Genomic DNA, 18,669 nt, shown 5'->3' with positions numbered 1-18,669 from the left:
GCTTGAAGGCTGATCGATCCCCCAGGCAGGAGAGAAATGGCCGTCAACCTGGTCAATGTCGAGAACGTCAGCAAGGTGTACGGCACCCGTGCACTCCTCGACGGCGTGTCCCTCGGCGTCTCCGAAGGGGACCGCATCGGTGTCGTCGGCCGCAACGGCGACGGCAAGACGACCATGATCCGGATGCTGGCCAGGCTGGAGGAGCCCGACACCGGACGCGTCACCCACTCCGGCGGACTGCGTCTCGGCGTGCTCACCCAGCACGACTCCCTCGACCCGGAGGCGACCGTCCGCCACGAGGTCATCGGCGACATGGCCGACCACGAGTGGGCGGGCAACGCCAAGGTCCGCGACGTGCTGACCGGACTGTTCGGCGGGCTGGACATGCCGGGGTTCCCGCAGGGGCTGGACACCGTCATCGGGCCGCTCTCCGGCGGTGAGCGGCGCCGGATCGCGCTGGCCAAGCTGCTCATCGAGGAACAGGACCTGATCGTCCTCGACGAGCCCACCAACCACCTCGACGTCGAGGGCATCGCCTGGCTCGCCAAGCACCTGCGCGAGCGGCGCTCGGCACTCGTGTGCGTGACGCACGACCGCTGGTTCCTCGACCAGGTCTGCACCCGCATGTGGGACGTGCAGCGCGGCGACGTCTACGAGTACGAGGGCGGCTACTCCGACTACGTCTTCGCCCGCGCCGAACGCGAGCGCATCGCCGCCACCGAGGAGACCAAGCGGCAGAACCTCGTCCGCAAGGAGCTGGCCTGGCTGCGGCGCGGGGCGCCCGCCCGCACCTCCAAGCCGCGCTTCCGCGTCGAGGCCGCCAACGAGCTGATCGCCGACGTGCCGCCGCCCCGCGACAGCAGCGAGCTGATGAAGTTCGCCTCGTCGCGGCTCGGCAAGACCGTGTTCGACCTGGAGGACGTGACCGTCCAGGCCGGTCCCAAGGTGCTGCTCAAGCACGTCACCTGGCAGCTCGGCCCCGGCGACCGCATCGGCCTGGTCGGTGTCAACGGCGCCGGCAAGACGTCCCTGCTGCGGGCCATGGCCCAGGCCGCCCGCAGCGAGGGCGAGGAGCAGCCGGCGGGCGGGCAGGTGCGCGTCGGCAAGACCGTCAAGCTGGCCTACCTGTCGCAGGAGGTCGCCGAGCTCGACCCGACCTGGCGGGTGCTGGAGGCCGTGCAGCGCGTGCGCGAGCGCGTCGACCTCGGCAAGGGCCGGGAGATGACCGCCGGGCAGCTGTGCGAGACCTTCGGCTTCGGCAAGGAGAAGCAGTGGACGCCGGTCGGCGACCTCTCCGGCGGTGAGCGGCGGCGGCTGCAGCTGCTGCGGCTGCTGATGGACGAGCCCAACGTCCTCTTCCTCGACGAGCCCACCAACGACCTCGACATCGAGACCCTGACGCAGCTCGAGGACGTCCTCGACGGCTGGCCCGGCTCGATGATCGTCATCTCCCACGACCGCTTCTTCATCGAGCGGACCACCGACCGGGTCTTCGCCCTCCTCGGCGACGGTGCCCTGCGGATGCTGCCGCGCGGCATCGACGAGTACCTGGAGCGCCGGCAGCGGATGGAGGAGGCCGCCGCGTCGAGCGCCCCGGCCGTGGCGGCCAAGCCCGCCGCCGCCGTGCCCGAGAAGAGCGCCGCCGACGTGCGCGCCGCCAAGAAGGAGCTCCAGAAGATCGAGCGGCAGCTGGACAAGGTCTCCGAGAAGGAGACCAAGCTGCACGCACAGATCGCCGAGAACGCCACCGACTTCGCGAAGGTGGCCGAACTCGACGCTGAGCTGCGGGAACTGGCAGGTCAGCGCGAGGAGCTGGAGATGCGCTGGCTGGAACTCGCCGAGGACGCCTGATGCCCTGCGCGCGGGGGGCGCGTGCGGCGTGAAGAGGACGTGAAAGCGAGTAACAGGGGCATCACGGGCCGGTCCTCCCTTGGGAACAGGGGCGGACGCGGCCCGGTGTGCGCTTCGCGTCGGGTGATAGAAAGGCCGTCTGAGAACTGTCTGAATGATTGCCGTGAAACGACTCCGAGGCCAGCGCGTACCTCGGGACGTGGCTAAAAATCAGTGAGTCATAAGGGGGAACGCGCTGATGAGCCAGCCGCCCAACCAGCCGCCGCAGGGTGGCTTCGGAGCGCCGCAGGACCCACCGCCGGGAGGCTTCGGGGCACCGACCCCGCCACCTCCGCAGGGGCAGCCGCAGCCGGGGTACGGCTACCCGCAGCAGCCGCCCGGCCAGCCGGGTCCCTACGGCCAGCCCGGACCGTACAACTCCGGCCCGTACGGCCAGCCGCAGCAGCCCGGCCCGTACGGCCAGCCGCAGCAGCCCGGTCAGCCGGGGTACGGCTACCCGCAGGCGCAGTTCCCGGGCGCGCCCGGCACCCCACCGCCCGGCGGCTCCGGCTCCCGCAACCCGTTCAAGGGCAAGCCGGCCCTGGCGGTCGGCGCCGCGGTCGCCGCCCTGCTCGTCATCGGCGGCAGCGTGTGGGCGGTCACCGCGGCCGGCGGTGACGACAAGGACAAGAAGCCCGTCGCCGGCAAGAGCGACGACCCCAAGCCCTCCGGCTCCGGCGGCGGCGCCCCGGTCAACCCCGGTGACGGCAGCGGCGACGGCGGCGAGGACCCCGAGAACCTCAACGAGGGCCGTCAGGCCGGTGAGTCCAAGGTGCTCTGGTACAAGGAGGCGCCCGACGCCCCCGGTTCCGGCGCCGACGCCGAGGGCATGTGGATCACCGACAAGGCCGCGGTGAAGGCGGCGTACAAGCAGGTCTTCGCCTGGAACGCCGGCGACGGCAAGCCCGCCTGGGACCCGATCGCCTTCCCGGAGAAGATCTGCGCGGTCACCCCGGAGAAGACGGCCGACGACAAGATCGTCGTCGCCTACATGAGCGGCTCCAGCGACCGCGCCAAGTGCAACAAGCTCCAGGAGATCGACCTCGCCACCGGCGAGAAGGGCTGGTCGGAGGAGGTCGAGGACGGCGAGCTGTTCGACACCACGCTCTCCGTCGAGCTCACCGTCAGCGGCAACACCCTGATGGTCGCCCGGTCCCAGTCCGGCACGGCGTACGACATCACCAGCGGCAAGAAGCTGTACGACAAGAGGAAGTACGGCGACGCCTGCTTCCCCGCCGGTTTCGCGGGCAGCGCCAACAAGCTGGTCCAGGTCGCCTCCTGCGGCGCCGGCGGCAACAACGCGCACGACGAGCTCCAGGGCCTCGACCCGAAGACCGGCAAGGTCCTGTGGACCTACAAGTACGAGAAGGGCTGGCGGGTCGCCCGCGCGTACTCCGTCGACCCGCTGGTCGTCTACGCCACCAACGAGGACAAGAAGGTCTGGAACATCTCCACCTTCACCTCCGGCGGCAAGGTCCAGGAACAGGTCGGCGTCGACGAGGACTTCGCCCCCGAGTGCGGCTGGGCGATCCTCGAACGCGACCTCCAGGGCTGCGCGGGCGTCGCCGTCGCCGGCGGCACCCTCTACCTGCCGACCGAGGCCACCACCGGCGCCAACGAGATCGTCGCCATCGACCTCGCCACCGGCAAGGAGAAGTGGCGGACCAAGTCCCCCGCGGACGAGTCGATGATGCCGATGAAGGTCGAGGGCGACCAGCTCATCGCCTACGTCCAGCCCTCGTACGACGCGGGCGGCCAGGTCGTGTCGATCCCGACCGGCGGCAGCGACCACAAGCCGGCCAAGCTGCTGCAGAACCCGCAGGCCGTTGCGGACATCGAGAACAGCTTCTACTCCAAGGACATCGACTGGGTCGACGGGCGGTTCTACATCTCCAGCACCCGCCTGACCGGGAACGACGAAGCGAAGGAGAAGTTGATGCTCGCCTTCGGCAAGTGACCTTCTTCCTCCGCACGTTCCGTCCTCCGTCCCCGCTCCACGAGGTAGCCACGTCATGACCCAGCCGCCGCCCCCGCCGCCCAACCAGCCCCCGCAGGGGGGCGGTTTCGGCCCGCCGCAGAACCAGCCGCCGCAGCAGCCGCCCACCCCGCCCGCGGGCGGTGGACCGAACCTCGGCAAGGCGCCCGAGCCGGGGTACGGCTACCCGCAGACGCCTCCGGCAGCCCCGCCGTCCGGGCCCGCGCCGCAGCCGGGGTACGGATATCCGCAGACGCCGCCGCAGCAGCCGCAGCCCGGGTACGGCTACCCGGGGCAGCCGGGCCAGCCGGGGCCGTACGGGCAGCCGACGCCCGCGTACGGGCAGCCGGGGATGCCGGGTCAGCCCGGGTACGGCTATCAGCAGCCGACCATGCCGTTGCAGCCCCAGGCCGGCGGGCCGGGCGGCGGAGGGGGGCGGAAGATCAACGCGCAGATGGCGATCATCGTGTCGGCCGTCGTCGCGATCGCGCTGATCGTCGGCGGCGGAGTCTGGTACGCCAAGTCCTCCGGCGACGACGGGGGCAAGGACGACACCGCCAGTTCCGGCGGCACGGGCGGCGGCACGGACGAGAAGGGCGGCTCCGGCGGCAAGTCCTCCGGCGGCGAGGAGAAGGTGCCCTCGGACCCGGCGTCCAAGGTGCTCTTCCAGGTCCCCATGCCGGCCGTGAGCAAGGACGACAGGACCATCGTCGTCTCCGGTTCCTGGCTCACCGACAAGGTGTACGCCAAGAGCGGCATCGCGGAGATCGTCGGCTACGACCGGGACAAGGGCAGCAAGGCCTGGACGGTCGACCTGCCCGGCCCGGTGTGCGAGGCCAGCCACCGGGTCACCGAGGACGACAAGACGGCGATCATCTACAAGCCCGCCATGCCGACCAAGGCCGAGCCGCAGTCCTGCACGGAGATCGCCGTGCTCGACCTCGCGGCGGGCAAGACCGCGTGGACCAAGTCCGTCGAGACGGGCGGACGGCCGATGTCCCTGGACAACGTGACCCTGAGCGGCGGCACCGTCGCCGCGGGCAGCAGCGACGGCGGCATCGCCTGGGACATCGCCACCGGTGACGAGCTGTGGTCCCCGAAGGCCACCGACACCTGCTACGACGCCGGCTACGGCGGCGGCGAGAAGCTGGTCGCGGTGCGCAAGTGCGGTTCGTACGACGCCCGGCAGCTGAACATCCAGACCATCGACCCGAAGAGCGGGAAGGTGGTCTCCGAGTACAAGATGGCCAAGGGCATCGAGTACGCGGCCGTCGTCTCCACCGAGCCCCTCGTCGTGGCCGCCGACGTCGGCGACTCCGCCGGGGACGGCAGCGGTATCTCGGACTTCTTCTCCATCGACAACAAGACCGGCAAGCTCCTGGCCCGCATCTCCGCACCGGGTGACGAGTACGGCGCCAGCTGCGAGTCGATCACCGAGGTCGAGGACTGCCGCGGTCTGGCGGTCGGCAACAACCGGCTCTACATCACGACCGAGGAGCACGAGAGCGGCGGCGAGTCCTACAGCCGCACCAACGAGGTCGTCGCCTTCGACCTGACCACCGGCAAGCAGACCGGCGAGCGCGCCGACGCCGGTGACGGCTACACCATCACCCCGCTGCGCATGGACGGCGGCAACGTGATCGCGTACAAGCGCCCCCCGTACGACAAGGGCGGCCAGATCGTGAGCATCGACGGCGGGACGTTCAAGCAGACCACGCTGATGGAGAACCCGGCGACCGAGGCGGTACGCAACGTGGAGGCCCGGATGTCGCCGGACTACTCCGAGGTCCGGTACTCGCAGGGGCACCTGTACATGTCGCAGGTGTACGCGAGCGCGCCGAGCAGCGCGGACGAGAAGGAGTACCTGGCGATCGCGTTCGGCACGAGCGGCTGAGACACGCGGCGCCGTAGCCCGTGACGGCCCCGTCCCCTTGCCGGGGGGCGGGGCCGTTTCGCGTGGCGTGCTGCATGGTGTGTTGCATGGATTTTCGGTGATCCGGGGCGGTTCTTGCCGGTAGGGGCAGCGCGCGGGGGCACTAGCGTGTAGCTTCCGGGGGACTGGGGAGGGTGACTGGGGGGTTGCTCGATGGGTGTACGGCTCATGGTGGTCGACGATCACCGATTGCTCGCCGAGGCGCTGGCCTCGGCGTTGAAGTTGCGGGGGCACCGGGTGCTGGCGGCGGCGGCGCCGGCGGCGGGGGCGGCGGAGCTGGTGATCAGCCGGGCGCCGGAGGTGTGCCTGCTGGGGACGGCGACGCCGGCCGAGCCGGGGATCTTCGACCCGGTGGTACGCATCAAGCGGGAGCGTCCGCAGGTGGCCGTGCTGGTACTGGGGCCCGTGCCGAACCCTCGCGGGATCGCGGCGGCGTTCGCGGCGGGGGCGTCGGGGTACGTGCGGCACGACGAGCGGATAGAGGGCGTCGAGCGGGCCATTATGAAGGCGCGGGCCGGGGAGGCGGCGGTGGCGCCCGCGTTGTTGCAGGGTGCGTTCGGCGAGCTGCTGAACCCGGCGACCCAGCCCGACGACGAGGGGCAGCGGCTGCTGCAGATGCTCACGCCGAGGGAGGTGGAGGTGCTGGTGCGGGTCGCGGACGGGGAGGACACCCGGCTGATCGCGGCGGGAATGGGCATCGCGCCGTCCACGGCCCGGACGCATGTGCAGCGGGTGCTGATGAAGCTGGGCGTGGGCTCCAGACTGGAGGCGGCGGCGCTGGCGGCCCGGACGGGGTTGCTGGACCGGGCCGGTGCCTCTGCCTCCGGCGGTTGAGCGGGGCGCCTGCGGCGGGTGGGAGCAGCGGCACCCCGCCACGCCGGGCTGCGCACCCGTCCCCGCCCGTGAACGCCGGTCAGGGACCGGCGTTCACGGGACCGGCGTCACTTCTCGGCGGTCTCCTCCAGCGGCGGCGTAGGCGGAGCCGTGGGCCGTAGCTTCAGCCACGCCAGGAAGAACAGCCCCAGCACCAGCATTCCCAGCCCGGTCCACAGGTTGATGTTCACCCCCTGCGCCTTGTCGATCTCGTCGTCGGACGCCACGAAGCCCGCGATCGTCACGATGACGCCGTAGACCACGAACAGCCCGCCGATGATCCGCCGGATGTCGAACAGCCGCGCGGCCGTCACGGACTTGGTCTCCAGCTCGGAAACCTCGTCCTGGACGTTCTTGTCGGAGTAGGAGTCGAAATCGGACATGCTCTCTCAATCCTCCCGCGATCAGAACGAGAACGGGATGTAGCAGGCGGCGGCCAGCACGACCGCACCCCAGCCCAGCAGCGCCGGCTTGCGGTACCACGCGTCGTCGCCCTTGGCGGGCGCCTCGGACATGCCGGGGGAGACGGTGCCGTAGACGAGGCCCTGAAGCTCGGCGGCCGGCTTCGGCGCGGTGAACAGGGACACCGCGACCATGACCACCGCGCCGGCCACGAAGCCCGCGATCGCGGAGACGAAGTTGGCGCCCTGGTCGGAGGGGATGTCGATGATGCCCTGCTTGTAGATGACGAAGTAGTTCACCATCGCGGCCGTGGTGCCCGCGATCAGGCCCCAGAAGCCGGACTTCATGGACGCCCGCTTCCAGAACATGCCGATGATGAAGACCACGAACATCGGCACGTTGAAGAAGGAGAAGAGCGTCTGGAGGTAGCTCATGATGTTGGAGAACGACGAGGCCAGGAACGCCGTGCCGATGGAGGCCAGGACGCCGATCACCGTGATCAGGCGGCCGAAGCGCACGTAGTAGTCGTCCTCCCGGTCCTTCACCACGTAACGCGCCCAGATGTCCGTGGTGAAGACCGTGTTGAAGGAGGACACGTTCGCCGCCATGCCGGCCATGAAGGCGGCCAGGAGGCCGGTGACCGCGATGCCGAGGACGCCGTTGGGCAGCAGTTGCTGCATCAGGTACGGGATCGCGTCGTTGTACTGGAGGTCCGAGCCGGGCGTGCCGATCCTCGGGACGAGGACCGCGGCGACCAGGCCCGGGATCATGACGACGAAGACGATGAAGATCTTCGGGAAGGCGGCGATGAGCGGGGTGCGCTGGGCCGCCGAGAGGTTCTTCGCGGACAGGGCGCGCTGCACCTCGGCGAAGTTCGTCGTCCAGTAGCCGAAGGAGAGCACGAAGCCGAGGCCGAGGACGATGGTCAGCCAGTTGGCGCCCAGCGGGTTGTCGCTGCCGATGCCCGTGCCGCCCCAGGCGGTCATGAAGTCGCCGCCGCGGGACTGGGTGAGGGAGTCGGACAGGCCGTCCCAGCCGCCGACCTTCTTCAGGCCCAGGATCGTGATCGGGATGAGGCCGGCCAGGATCACGAAGAACTGGAGGACCTCGTTGTAGATGGCCGAGGAGAGGCCGCCGAGGGTGATGTAGGCGAGGACGAAGAAGCCGGCGACCACGATGGCCACCCACTGCGGCCAGCCCAGCAGTGCCTCGACGACGATCGCGAGGGCGTAGAGGTTCACGCCGGCGATCAGGATGGCCGCGACGGCGAACAGGATCGAACTCAGCAGGTGTGAGGACCTGTCGAAGCGCAGGAGCAGGAACTCCGGGACCGAGCGGACCTTGGAGCCGTAGTAGAACGGCATCATCACCAGGCCCAGGAAGACCATCGCCGGGATGGCGCCGATCCAGTACCAGTGGGTCGTGTAGACGCCGTACTGGGCGCTGTTGGCGGCCATGCCGAGGATCTCGGTGGCGCCCAGGTTGGCCGCGACGAAGGCGAGGCCGGTGACCCAGGCGGGCAGCGAACGGCCGGACAGGAAGAAGTCCAGGCTGGTCTTGACCGACCGGCGGGCGGCGAAGCCGATCCCGAGCACGACGACGAAGTAGATCCCGAGGATCGTGTAGTCGAGCCAGTTGGTGGGGAGTCGAAGCTCCGCGGCTAGGTATGTGGGGGTATGCATACGAACTCGCTTCGTTGCGCGAACTGATCCGCAGCGGAACCTACGCCTCCGCGTTCAGGAAATGAACAGTTTTGGTGGTGTTCTTTGTTTGATCGTGATGATCGGGGGTGCTGGTGGGTTGTGAAGTGTTATGTTTGATTGTGTTGGATGATTGGGTGTGGGTACGGAGGAGTGCGGCTGTGAAGAAGACCTCGACCCGGCTGGCCGACGGTCGCGAGCTCGTCTACTACGACCTGCACGACGACGCGGTGCGCGGCGCCGTGGACCGGCGCCCGCTGGAGCGGACCGTCACCACCTCCGAGGTCCGCCGCGACCCGCTGCTCGGCGACTCGGTCGCCATCGCCTCGCACCGCCAGGGCCGCACCTACCACCCGCCCGCCGACCAGTGCCCGCTGTGCCCGTCGCACGGGGAGCGGCTGAGCGAGATCCCGGACTCGTCGTACGACGTGGTGGTCTTCGAGAACCGCTTCCCCTCGCTGGCCGGCGACTCCGGCCGCTGCGAGGTCGTCTGCTTCACCTCCGACCACAACGCCTCCTTCGCCGGCCTGAGCGAGGAGCAGGCCCGGCTCGTCCTCGACGCCTGGACCGACCGCACCTCGGAGCTGTCGCATCTGCCCTCCGTGGAACAGGTCTTCTGCTTCGAGAACCGGGGCGCCGAGATCGGGGTGACGCTGGGTCACCCGCACGGCCAGATCTACGCCTACCCCTTCACCACACCCCGCACCGCGCAGATGCTCCGTTCGCTCGCCGCCCACAAGGAAGCCACCGGCGGCGAGAACCTCTTCGACGCCGTACTGGAGGAGGAGCTGGCCGGTGAGCGGGTCGTCCTGGAGGGCGAACACTGGGCGGCCTTCGTGCCGTACTCCGCGCACTGGCCCTACGAGGTGCACCTCTACCCCAAGCGGCGGGTGCCCGACCTGCTCGGGCTCGACGAGGCGGCCCGCACGGAGTTCCCACAGGTCTATCTGGAACTCTTGAGGCGCTTCGACCGGATCTTCGGGGAGGGTGAGCCCTCGACGCCGTACATCGCGGCCTGGCACCAGGCCCCGTTCGGACAGCTGGAGGACTTCGAGGGTGTGACGCGGGACGACTTCGCGCTCCACCTGGAACTTTTCACTATCCGCCGTACGTCCGGCAAGCTGAAGTTCCTCGCGGGCTCCGAGTCCGGCATGGACGTGTTCATCAACGACGTGCCTCCGGAGCGCGCGGCCGAGCGACTGCGAGAGGTAGCGAGTTCATGAGCGGGAAGTACCTGGTGACGGGCGGGGCCGGCTATGTCGGCAGCGTGGTCGCCCAGCATCTGCTGGAGGCGGGCCACGAGGTCGTCGTCCTCGACAACCTGTCCACGGGCTTCCGGGAGGGCGTGCCGTCGGGTGCCACCTTCATCGAGGGGGACATCCGCGACGCCGCGAAGTGGCTGGACGCCTCGTTCGACGGCGTGCTGCACTTCGCCGCCTTCTCCCAGGTCGGCGAGTCCGTCGTGAAGCCCGAGAAGTACTGGGACAACAACGTCGGCGGCACCATGGCCCTGCTGGAGGCCATGCGCACGGCGGGCGTCCGCCGCCTCGTCTTCTCCTCCACGGCCGCGACGTACGGCGAGCCGGAGCAGGTCCCGATCGTCGAGACCGCGCCGACGAAGCCCACGAACCCGTACGGCGCCTCCAAGCTCGCCGTCGACCACATGATCAGCGGTGAGGCGGCGGCCCATGGCCTGGGCGCGGTGTCGCTGCGCTACTTCAACGTCGCGGGCGCCTACGGCCAGTACGGCGAGCGCCACGACCCCGAGTCGCACCTGATCCCGCTGGTCCTCCAGGTGGCGCAGGGCCGCCGCGACGCCATCTCCGTCTTCGGCGACGACTACCCGACGCCGGACGGCACCTGCGTGCGCGACTACATCCACGTCGCCGACCTGGCCGAGGCCCACCTGCTGGCGGTGACGGCCGCCGTCCCGGGCGAGCACCTCATCTGCAACCTGGGCAACGGCAACGGCTTCTCCGTCCGCGAGGTCGTCGAGACCGTGCGCCGGGTGACGGGCCACCCGATCCCCGAGGTCGTGGCACCGCGCCGGGGCGGCGACCCGGCGGTCCTGGTCGCGTCGGCGGACACCGCCAAGGAGAAGCTGGGCTGGAACCCGTCCCGCGCGGACCTCGCGGGCATCGTGGCGGACGCGTGGGAGTTCGCGCAGCGGCGCGCGGGCCAGGACTAGGGAAGAGCGAGGGGCAGGGCATGGGCGAGGCAGTGGTGAAGGCCGTCGGCGAGCGGTTCCGCGAGCTGTACGGCGCGGAGCCGGAGGGGATCTGGGCGGCCCCCGGCCGCGTCAACCTCATCGGCGAACACACCGACTACAACGACGGCTTCGTCATGCCCTTCGCCCTGCCGCACACCGCGGTCGCGGCCGTCTCCCGCCGGGACGACGGACTCCTGCGCCTGCACTCGGCCGACATCGACGCCGGTGTCGCCGAGCTGCGCGTGGCCGACCTGGCCCCCGAGTCGGACAAGTCCTGGACCGCGTACCCCTCGGGCGTGGTCTGGGCACTGCGCGAGGCCGGCCACGAACTGACCGGCGCCGACATCCACCTCGCCTCCACGGTCCCGTCCGGCGCGGGCCTGTCCTCCTCGGCGGCCCTGGAAGTAGTGGTCGCCCTCGCCCTCAACGACCTCTACTCCCTCGGCCTGCGCGGCTGGCAGCTCGCCCGCCTGTGCCAGCGCGCGGAGAACGTCTACGTCGGCGCCCCCGTCGGCATCATGGACCAGACCGCCTCCGCCTGCTGCGAGGCGGGCCACGCCCTCTTCCTCGACACCCGCGACCTCTCCCAGCGCCAGATCCCCTTCGACCTCGCGGCCGAGGGCATGCGCCTCCTCGTCGTGGACACGCAGGTCAAGCACTCCCACAGCGAGGGCGAGTACGGCAAACGCCGCGCCGGCTGCGAGAAGGGCGCGGCGCTGCTGGGCGTCGACGCCCTGCGGGACGTCCCGTACGCCGAACTCGACGCGGCGCTGGAGCGCCTGGCCGACGACGAGGAGGTCCGCCGCCTGGTCCGGCACGTCGTCACGGAGGACGAGCGCGTCGAGCGGGTGGTGGCCCTCCTCGAATCCGGCGACACCCGCGCCATCGGCCCCGTCCTCGTCGAGGGCCACACCTCCCTGCGGGACGACTTCCGCATCTCCTGCCCCGAACTGGACCTCGTCGTCGACACGGCCCTCGCCTCCGGCGCCCTCGGCGCCCGCATGACCGGCGGCGGCTTCGGCGGCTCGGCGATCGTCCTGGCCGACGTCTCCGACGTGGACGCCATCACGAAGGCGGTGGAGGAGGCCTTCGCGGCAGCGGGCTTCACCGCGCCGCGGGTGTTCGAGGCGGTGCCTTCGGCGGGGGCGCGGCGGGTGGGGTGACGCCCTCGGGGCAGTCCTCGGCAAGGCGGTGCTGACGCAAACCCAACTACCCCCTCACCAGGCCCGGTCGATAGCGTTGCCTCACTCGTGAGAACCCTCGCCCCACCGGGAGCCATCCGTGAACCGCCGCCCCACCCTGCTCGCCGCTGCCGCGTTGACCGCCGTCGCAGCTCTGTCGCTGTCCGCCTGTGGGGGCGGTGAGGAGAATTCCGAGGGCAACGACAAGATCGCGGGGGCGGATACGGGTGGTGCAGCTTCGGCCTCAGCTTCGCCGAGTGCGTCGGGTTCTGTCGGACGCCCGAAGATCACCCTGCCGCCGGACGTCAAGGACGTCTTCACGCCGGAGAAGACCGGTGACGCCGCGAAGGACGCGGTACTACGCGATAACGCGGAATTCGTGAAAGCCATGGACGCAGCCATCGTCGCCGGCGACCCTGAATTGCCGGCGCTCGAGTTCTACACCGAAGGCGAAGCGGCTGCGGCGGCGCACGACTGGGTCAAGGGATACGTGGACGGCGGCCTGGCCATCACCGGAACTGTGCGTTACTACGACCGCAAGGTGGAGGTGAACTCCGAGGATTCTGCGGCGATCGGCTATTGCGCGGACGAGTCCAAGGCGTATGACAAGGTCATCAAGACTGGCGAGGTCAAAAGGACCATCGCCTCCGAGAACAGCTATGTCGCCTACACCGGGCAACTGCGTCTCAACGATGACGGCGTCTGGGAGACGACGAAGCTCGTTGCGACTCGGGGAGCCTCGGCATGCCAGCAGTGAAGCGACCCCTGAGGCACGCGACGGTGGCGGCGACTGTCCTACTGCTGACGCTGGGCGTGCCCCCTGCCGCGATGGCAGACCGGACGGGCTCGGGGAACGGCGGAGAGTTCGGCGGCGGGACCGGGACGGACACCAGTGCCTCGGGAGAACGCGAGGGTGACACCCTCAAGTCCGGGGTCAGCGGAACGATCGTGTTCGACCGCTCGAAGAACGGCGCCGGGGAGGCGACCGGAGCGGTCACGGCCTCGTCCACGTCCTGGACGCCCCCCGCCTGCTACTACGCGCCGGCATACACGCCCAAGGAGATCGAGGCGCAGATGCGCCAGGTGTGGGAAAGCAGCGCTCCCAGCCCCGAATGGGCTTTGAAGACGCAGAATCACTTCGTCAACGGCGAGCCCTACAAGGACTTCAACAAGGAAAAGGAGGGCGAGGGCTACTGGTGGGACGCGTACATCACCGAGGGGCGGGAAACGGACCCAGCCTCCCAGGAATGCGACGAGCTGCCCTTCTGGGTCGACGAGGGGGCCGCCCCGCCGGCCGATGTCCCGCAGGCCATCAACGTTGAGACGCTTGCCCAGCTCGCCTACGCAGAGATCCGCGTCCCTTCCACCGAAGTGGAACTCGCCCCCGCAGACGCCACCAAGGTCAACCTCCCGACCTGGGCATGGCTGGACACCGCAGACTTCGAACCGGTCTCCGTCACCGCGTCCGTCCCGCTCCTCGGCCTCAGCGCGACGACGACGGCCGAGCCCGTTTCGCTGGAAATCTCTCCCGGCACGGACGACGCCGTCACGTACCCCGCCTCCGGCCAGTGCGAGATCCGTGACGGTCAGATCGGTGAGCCCTACGCCAAGGGGAAGGCCGACGAGACCCCGCCCTGTGGAGTGAAGTACCTACGTTCATCCGGCGACGGCTCTTACAAACTCCAAGCGACCGTCACCTGGAAGATCAGCTGGACGAGCACGACCGGCGAGGGAGGCGACCTTCCCGACGGCCAGTTCGGCGCCGACCAGGATGTCGTGGTCCAGGAGATCCAGGCCGTCAACCGCTGAACCGTGAGGCGAGCATGCTCACGCCCATCGCTGCCCTCGGTGACGTACTGGCGAATGTGAGCGCCGCGCTGGCCGCGATCTCGCTCGTCATGCTCGGTCTCAGTGTGTTCTTCCCGCCTCTCGCCTTGGCATCCGTAACGGTGGGTACGGTGGCGGGCGGCTTCTCCGGCGGGGCGCTTGCGCTCCACGGAACGGCGCGGACTGTTGGCGGTGACGCGTGGTCTCCAACCGAACCCTCGCGCAGGATGCACTGGGTGCTCTGCCGTTCGGGCTCGCGTTCGAGGGGGTGACTGCGGTAGTAGCCGGAAAGTGAAGCCACTCATGAAAGATGAACAGATCCTCGCCTACTTCGATGGGCGAGGCACCGCAGAGATCACGCTGACAGGCCGAGAGGTATCGCAGAGCAACAGAATCGCGGCGGTGGCCTTCGAACTGGGTTACAAGCTCCACGAGACTGACATCGTCACTCGGGGGCAATGGCGGCTTACCTATCTGCGGGACGACTCCCCGGACGTCCGCCACACCGGCGACGTGGTCACGGTCGGGGTGACCGACAGCGGCAGGAGCGGCGGTACGCCGTCGGCGACTGCGGCCGGGGCGGAGTGTGAACGCGGGCGAGGTCTGTTGATCACCGATGCGCTGGCGGGACGGTGGGGGACACGGCGGGCGGGTGGAGGTCTGACGGTCTGGGCCGAGGTCGCCGTCGGGGCCGCGGCGGACGTCTCGGTCGGTGCGGGGTGAGTGGGACGACGCGCGCCCGCAGTGCAAGACCGGCGCCTTCATACTGGAGGCCGGGAGGACCCATGACTCAGGAGACCCTGTACCGGCGACTGCGCCACCGCCGTGATCGTATGACTCCGCCGCCGGGCTTCGCCTGGCCCGAGATCAGTAACGGGCAGCTTGTGATGATGATGAGCCCGCGGCCCCGCCATCAGCTCACCGCGAAGCTGGTGTCCCGGCAGCTCGATGCTCAGGTTCCCGAGGGATTGTTCGCGTTCGAGGCGACCGACATCGACGACGCGTCCCTCGGCACGCTGCGGATTCCGGACATCCTCGTCTGTTCCGGCGACGCCATGCAGACCGACGACCCCCTCGACCCCCACGAGATCGTCCTGGCGATCGAGATCGTCTCCCCCTCCAACCCCGACAACGACTACCGCGACAAGAGCCGCGACTACCCCGCCATGGGCATCCCTCACTACCTGATCCTCGACCCGCGCGACGGCACCTGGACCTACCAGTGGGGCATCGGCCGGAGCGAGGGGCGCCCCGCCTACGAGAACCGGCTTCACCTCCCGTACGGCAAGGCGGTCACCCTCGCCACGGAGCTCGGTACCTGGACCGTCGAGACGGCCGGGCTGCCCCGTTACAGCGCGAAGGACATGGGGCTGGAGTCCGAGTGACACCGAGCTCCGCAAGTTCCGCCCCCGCTCACCCCAGCCGCCTCACCAGCGTGTACTCCGTGACCCCCGGCGGATAGTCCGGGATCACGCACACCACCTCGTACCCCTGCTTCCGGTAGAAGTCCGGCGCCTGGAAGTCCCACGTCTCCACGCGGGCCGCCGCGCAGCCCCGTTCGTCGCGGGCCGTTCGTTCCGCCTCGGTGAGGAGGGCGGAGCCCAGGCCCGTGCCGCGGTGGGGGTCGTCGACCCACAGGTACGTCACGTGCAGCCAGGTCGCCCAGGTGTGGCCGACGAGGCCGCCGGCCAGGGCGCCGGACGACTGGTCGAGGACCCAGACGTGCAGGGGGTGTTCGCGTTCGTGAGGGGTTCCGCGCAGGGAGCGCAGGACGGACGAGGCCGTCGTGTTCGTCTCCCGGAGGCGGGTGCGCAGCAGATCGCGCCGTGTCCTGTCCACTTCTGTCACGAGACGAAACATGCGGCTCACCATAAACGCGTCGGGCTGTCAGTTCTGCAAATAGCCTTCCGCTCCCGGCGCCCGCCCGTACTCTGATGAACAACACCGGTGGGGGCCGGTGCCGTTCAGGGGGCGAGACAGCCGGGTACGGCGCCCGGGGCGGGGGTGGCGGTCACTGCACGGCGGCGGCCGTGCGGCTGCGGCGCCCCGTCCCGGTGTCGTCTTCCGCGTTTCGTGGCCGGACAGACGATGGTGCCCCTGCTCCGCCAGGAGCCTGGGGGAGGGGGGTTTCGTGGTTCGTATCCGTGTCCTGGTCGTCGACGACCATCGCATCTTCGCCGAGTCGCTCGCCGCCGCGCTGGCGGCCGAGCCGGACGTGGAGGTCTCCGCGGCCGGCAGCGGCCCGGCCGCGCTGCGCTGCCTGGAGCGGGCCGCGTCCGAGGGACGGCGGTACGACGTACTGCTCGTCGACGCCGACCTGGGCGGACACGTGCCCGGCGCGCGGCCCGCCGTGCCGGTGCGCGAGGGCAACGAGGACGGGCTGGTCGACGGGATCTCGCTGGTCGCCGGGGTGCGGTCGGGGCAGCCGGGCGTGCGGATCGTCGTCCTCGCCGAGAAGGACGATCCCCGGCGGGCGGCCCTCGCGCTGGGGGCCGGGGCCTCTGGGTGGGTGGCGAAGGACTGCTCGCTGTCGCGGCTGCTCAGTGTGATCCGGGGCGTGCTGCGGGACGAGACGCATCTGCCGCCCGCGCTGCTCACCGGCGTCCTGCGCGAGCTGACCGCCGCCCGCAAGCACCGCACCGAGAGCGAGCGGCTGGTGGAGTCGCTGACCCCGCGCGAGCGGGAGGTGCTGCGCTGCATGGTGGCCGGGCTCGGGCGCAAGGCGGTCGCCGAGCGGCTGTACCTGTCCCCGCACACCGTGCGCACCCACATGCAGAACGTACTGGGGAAGCTGGGCGTGCACTCGACGCTCGCCGCCGTCGCGCTGGCGCGGCGGGCCGGAGTGGGACCGGCCGATTTAACCGGGGATGTTGTCGAACGGGGCGGTCAGCTGGCGTAGCAGACCCGCCAGTTCGCCGCGCTGGGCGCGGGAGAGCTCGGCCAGGATCGCGCGCTCCTGGGCCAGCAGGCCCGCCAGGGACTGGTCGGCGCGGTCCCGGCCCTCGTCCGTGAGCCGGACCAGTACGCCGCGCCGGTCGCTGGGGTCGGGCAGGCGCTCCACCAGGCCCTTCTTGGCGAGGCGGTCGATGCGGTTGGTCATCGTGCCGGAGGTGACCAGGGTCTGGGTGAGGAGCTGGCCCGGGGAGAGCTGGTACGGGGTGCCCGCGCGGCGCAGGGCCGTCAGGACGTCGAACTCCCACGGCTCGAGATTGTGCTCGGAGAAGGCGATGCGGCGGGCGCGGTCCAGGTGCCGGGCGAGCCTGCTGACCCGGCTCAGTACCTCGAGCGGTTCCACGTCGAGGTCCGGGCGCTCCCGGCGCCACGCTGCGACCAGCCGATCGACCTCGTCCTCCATGACGATCAGTGTAGTGGTTGTGTCGACGTGAAGTCTCTTGATGTCGACTCTCTTGACGTCGAGATAGGGGTGGGGTGACGCTGGGTACCCGGCCCGGACAGCACGCCTCTGGAGGCCCCATGCCCGCCACCGCCCCCACCTGGGACCCCGCCCAGTACCTGCGCCACGCCGGCCCCCGCGCCCGCCCCTTCGCCGACCTCCTCGCCCGCGTCCCCGACCTGCCCGGCGACCGGCCCCGCGTCGCCGACCTCGGCTGCGGCCCCGGCAACGTCACCACCCTGCTCGCCGACCGCTGGCCCACCGCCCGCATCACCGGCTACGACAACTCCGCCGAGATGCTGGAACGCGCCCGGCAGCACGCCGGCGACACCGCCGACGGCGGCCACGTCGACTTCGCCCCCGCCGACGCCCGCACCTGGACCCCCGCCGAACCTCACGACCTCGTCATCAGCAACGCCACCCTCCAGTGGATCCCCGGGCACGTGGAACGGTTCCCCGACTGGATCGCGGGCCTCGCCCCCGGCGGCGTCCTCGCCTTCCAGGTCCCCGGCAACTTCGCCGCCCCCAGCCACCGCCTGATGCGCGAACTCGCCCACTCCCCGCGCTGGCGCCACCGCCTCGCCGGCACCCTCCGCCACGACGACGCCGTCCTCACCCCCGAGGCCTACCTCGCCCACCTGACCGCCGCCGGCTGCACCGCCGACGTGTGGGAGACGACGTACGTCCACCTGCTGCCCGGCGACGACCCCGTACTGGACTGGGTGAAGGGGACGGGACTGCGGCCCGTGCTCACCGCCCTCGACGACGACCCCGAGGCCCGCGCCGCCTTCGTCGAGGAGTACCGCACCGTCCTGCGCGCCGCCTACCCGCCGGGGCCGCACGGCACCCCGTTCCCCTTCCGCCGGATCTTCGCCGTCGCCCGGAAGCCGGCCGACCGGTGATCACTGCCCTCGACCACGTCCAGCTCGCCGCGCCGCCCGGCGCCGAGGAGGCGCTGCGCGCCTTCTACGCCGGGGTCCTGGGCCTGACCGAGGTGCCCAAGCCGCCCGCGCTCACCGCCCGCGCCGGCTGCTGGTTCCGGGCGGGAACGGTCCAGCTCCACCTGGGCGTCGAGACGACCGGCTTCCGGCCCGCCCGCAAGGCCCACCCCGGGCTCCGCGTCACCGGCATCGAGGCGTACGCCGCCCGGCTGGAGGCCCATGGCACACCCGTGACCTGGGACGACGACCTCCCCGGCCACCGGCGCTTCTACTGCGCCGACCCCGTCGGCAACCGCCTGGAGTTCCTGGAACCGGACCCGCCGAGGCAGCCGTGACGCCGGGCG

At 70.4% G+C, this 18,669-nt stretch carries 18 protein-coding genes; 14 read left to right on the top strand and 4 right to left on the bottom strand.

Translation table 11 applies throughout. The features are described from left to right. Positions 1-36 precede the first annotated feature (36 nt). The 4 genes from AMK11_RS20535 to AMK11_RS20520 all read left to right on the top strand — a co-directional run bounded on the left by AMK11_RS20535 (position 37) and on the right by AMK11_RS20520 (position 6,632). Positions 37-1,851, top strand: coding sequence for an ABC-F family ATP-binding cassette domain-containing protein (locus AMK11_RS20535; protein ID WP_073729322.1), 1,815 nt, complete (start codon positions 37-39; stop codon positions 1,849-1,851). Positions 1,852-2,089: 238 nt separating this feature from the next. Further along, positions 2,090-3,847 carry an outer membrane protein assembly factor BamB family protein gene (locus AMK11_RS20530; protein ID WP_073729320.1) on the top strand — a complete coding sequence of 586 codons (1,758 nt, stop codon included), beginning with the start codon at positions 2,090-2,092 and terminating at the stop codon, positions 3,845-3,847. A gap of 55 nt (positions 3,848-3,902) precedes the next feature. Beyond that, entirely contained in the window at positions 3,903-5,759 is a 1,857-nt protein-coding gene (locus AMK11_RS20525; RefSeq protein WP_198941419.1) for an outer membrane protein assembly factor BamB family protein, read from the top strand. 192 nt (positions 5,760-5,951) lie between these two features. Continuing rightward, positions 5,952-6,632, top strand: a complete 681-nt coding sequence (locus tag AMK11_RS20520) for a helix-turn-helix transcriptional regulator (RefSeq protein WP_073729318.1) — start codon at positions 5,952-5,954, stop codon at positions 6,630-6,632. A gap of 107 nt (positions 6,633-6,739) precedes the next feature. Here AMK11_RS20520 and AMK11_RS20515 read toward each other — a convergent pair whose 3' ends face one another. Next, complete coding sequence (locus tag AMK11_RS20515; protein WP_073729316.1) at positions 6,740-7,054, bottom strand: hypothetical protein; 315 nt, start codon at positions 7,052-7,054, stop codon at positions 6,740-6,742. Positions 7,055-7,075: 21 nt separating this feature from the next. Beyond that, complete coding sequence (locus AMK11_RS20510) at positions 7,076-8,755, bottom strand: sodium:solute symporter family protein (RefSeq protein WP_073729314.1); 1,680 nt, start codon at positions 8,753-8,755, stop codon at positions 7,076-7,078. Positions 8,756-8,934: 179 nt separating this feature from the next. Here AMK11_RS20510 and galT point away from each other — a divergent pair, with 179 nt between their 5' ends. The 7 genes from galT (at position 8,935) to AMK11_RS20470 (ending at position 15,375) form a co-directional block, all read left to right on the top strand. After that, the gene (galT, locus tag AMK11_RS20505) at positions 8,935-9,996 is read left to right on the top strand and encodes a galactose-1-phosphate uridylyltransferase (RefSeq protein ID WP_073729312.1); all 1,062 of its coding nucleotides are present in this window, start codon (positions 8,935-8,937) and stop codon (positions 9,994-9,996) included. After that, positions 9,993-10,961, top strand: coding sequence for a UDP-glucose 4-epimerase GalE (galE, locus tag AMK11_RS20500; RefSeq protein WP_073729310.1), 969 nt, complete (start codon positions 9,993-9,995; stop codon positions 10,959-10,961). The genes galT and galE overlap by 4 nt, the downstream gene beginning before the upstream one ends. 20 nt (positions 10,962-10,981) lie before the next feature. After that, positions 10,982-12,145, top strand: coding sequence for a galactokinase (gene galK / locus AMK11_RS20495; RefSeq protein ID WP_073729308.1), 1,164 nt, complete (start codon positions 10,982-10,984; stop codon positions 12,143-12,145). A gap of 118 nt (positions 12,146-12,263) precedes the next feature. Further along, the gene (locus tag AMK11_RS20490) at positions 12,264-12,920 is read left to right on the top strand and encodes a hypothetical protein (protein WP_073729306.1); all 657 of its coding nucleotides are present in this window, start codon (positions 12,264-12,266) and stop codon (positions 12,918-12,920) included. After that, positions 12,908-13,972 (top strand): hypothetical protein, encoded by a 1,065-nt coding sequence (locus tag AMK11_RS20485; RefSeq protein ID WP_073729304.1) that lies wholly within the window; start codon positions 12,908-12,910, stop codon positions 13,970-13,972. Before AMK11_RS20490 ends, AMK11_RS20485 begins: the two co-directional genes overlap by 13 nt. A gap of 321 nt (positions 13,973-14,293) precedes the next feature. Beyond that, positions 14,294-14,713 (top strand): ATP-binding protein, encoded by a 420-nt coding sequence (locus AMK11_RS20475; RefSeq protein ID WP_073729300.1) that lies wholly within the window; start codon positions 14,294-14,296, stop codon positions 14,711-14,713. A 62-nt stretch (positions 14,714-14,775) separates the two neighbouring features. After that, positions 14,776-15,375: a Uma2 family endonuclease gene (locus tag AMK11_RS20470; RefSeq protein WP_073729298.1), complete on the top strand. Its 600-nt coding sequence runs from the start codon at positions 14,776-14,778 to the stop codon at positions 15,373-15,375. A gap of 28 nt (positions 15,376-15,403) precedes the next feature. On the opposite strand, the gene AMK11_RS20465 is transcribed toward AMK11_RS20470, so the two are convergent. Next, the gene (locus AMK11_RS20465) at positions 15,404-15,862 is read right to left on the bottom strand and encodes a GNAT family N-acetyltransferase (RefSeq protein ID WP_073729296.1); all 459 of its coding nucleotides are present in this window, start codon (positions 15,860-15,862) and stop codon (positions 15,404-15,406) included. A 259-nt stretch (positions 15,863-16,121) separates the two neighbouring features. Between AMK11_RS20465 and AMK11_RS20460 the strand changes: the two genes are divergently transcribed. Further along, the gene (locus AMK11_RS20460; protein WP_073729294.1) at positions 16,122-16,889 is read left to right on the top strand and encodes a response regulator transcription factor; all 768 of its coding nucleotides are present in this window, start codon (positions 16,122-16,124) and stop codon (positions 16,887-16,889) included. Here AMK11_RS20460 and tamR read toward each other — a convergent pair. Then, on the bottom strand, positions 16,848-17,345 hold the full coding sequence (gene tamR, locus AMK11_RS20455; RefSeq protein WP_073729293.1) for a MarR family transcriptional regulator TamR: 498 nt from the start codon (positions 17,343-17,345) through the stop codon (positions 16,848-16,850). The two genes, AMK11_RS20460 and tamR, sit on opposite strands and share 42 nt — an antisense overlap. 119 nt (positions 17,346-17,464) lie before the next feature. On the opposite strand from tamR, the gene AMK11_RS20450 reads away from it, so the two are divergent. Both AMK11_RS20450 and AMK11_RS20445 read left to right on the top strand, forming a co-directional pair. Beyond that, positions 17,465-18,286 (top strand): trans-aconitate 2-methyltransferase, encoded by an 822-nt coding sequence (locus tag AMK11_RS20450; protein WP_073729291.1) that lies wholly within the window; start codon positions 17,465-17,467, stop codon positions 18,284-18,286. Next, a complete protein-coding gene (locus tag AMK11_RS20445) occupies positions 18,283-18,660 on the top strand; it encodes a VOC family protein (RefSeq protein WP_073729289.1) in 378 nt (125 codons plus the stop codon). Before AMK11_RS20450 ends, AMK11_RS20445 begins: the two co-directional genes overlap by 4 nt. Positions 18,661-18,669: the final 9 nt, after the last annotated feature.

Source organism: Streptomyces sp. CB02414 (assembly GCF_001905385.1).
Classification (GTDB): domain Bacteria; phylum Actinomycetota; class Actinomycetes; order Streptomycetales; family Streptomycetaceae; genus Streptomyces.
This window is presented reverse-complemented; position numbering and strand designations above follow the sequence as displayed.

Excerpts from the sequence above, each read along its gene's own strand:
- AMK11_RS20535 (WP_073729322.1), top strand. The coding sequence starts at position 37 with ATGGCCGTCAACCTGGTCAATGTCGAGAACGTCAGCAAGGTGTACGGC.
- galE (WP_073729310.1), top strand. The coding sequence starts at position 9,993 with ATGAGCGGGAAGTACCTGGTGACGGGCGGGGCCGGCTATGTCGGCAGC.
- AMK11_RS20525 (WP_198941419.1), top strand. The coding sequence starts at position 3,903 with ATGACCCAGCCGCCGCCCCCGCCGCCCAACCAGCCCCCGCAGGGGGGC.
- AMK11_RS20530 (WP_073729320.1), top strand. The coding sequence starts at position 2,090 with ATGAGCCAGCCGCCCAACCAGCCGCCGCAGGGTGGCTTCGGAGCGCCG.
- AMK11_RS20450 (WP_073729291.1), top strand. The coding sequence starts at position 17,465 with ATGCCCGCCACCGCCCCCACCTGGGACCCCGCCCAGTACCTGCGCCAC.
- AMK11_RS20485 (WP_073729304.1), top strand. The coding sequence starts at position 12,908 with ATGCCAGCAGTGAAGCGACCCCTGAGGCACGCGACGGTGGCGGCGACT.
- tamR (WP_073729293.1), bottom strand. The coding sequence starts at position 17,345 with ATGGAGGACGAGGTCGATCGGCTGGTCGCAGCGTGGCGCCGGGAGCGC.
- AMK11_RS20515 (WP_073729316.1), bottom strand. The coding sequence starts at position 7,054 with ATGTCCGATTTCGACTCCTACTCCGACAAGAACGTCCAGGACGAGGTT.
- AMK11_RS20470 (WP_073729298.1), top strand. The coding sequence starts at position 14,776 with ATGACTCAGGAGACCCTGTACCGGCGACTGCGCCACCGCCGTGATCGT.
- AMK11_RS20475 (WP_073729300.1), top strand. The coding sequence starts at position 14,294 with ATGAAAGATGAACAGATCCTCGCCTACTTCGATGGGCGAGGCACCGCA.
- AMK11_RS20465 (WP_073729296.1), bottom strand. The coding sequence starts at position 15,862 with ATGGTGAGCCGCATGTTTCGTCTCGTGACAGAAGTGGACAGGACACGG.
- galK (WP_073729308.1), top strand. The coding sequence starts at position 10,982 with ATGGGCGAGGCAGTGGTGAAGGCCGTCGGCGAGCGGTTCCGCGAGCTG.
- AMK11_RS20520 (WP_073729318.1), top strand. The coding sequence starts at position 5,952 with ATGGGTGTACGGCTCATGGTGGTCGACGATCACCGATTGCTCGCCGAG.
- AMK11_RS20510 (WP_073729314.1), bottom strand. The coding sequence starts at position 8,755 with ATGCATACCCCCACATACCTAGCCGCGGAGCTTCGACTCCCCACCAAC.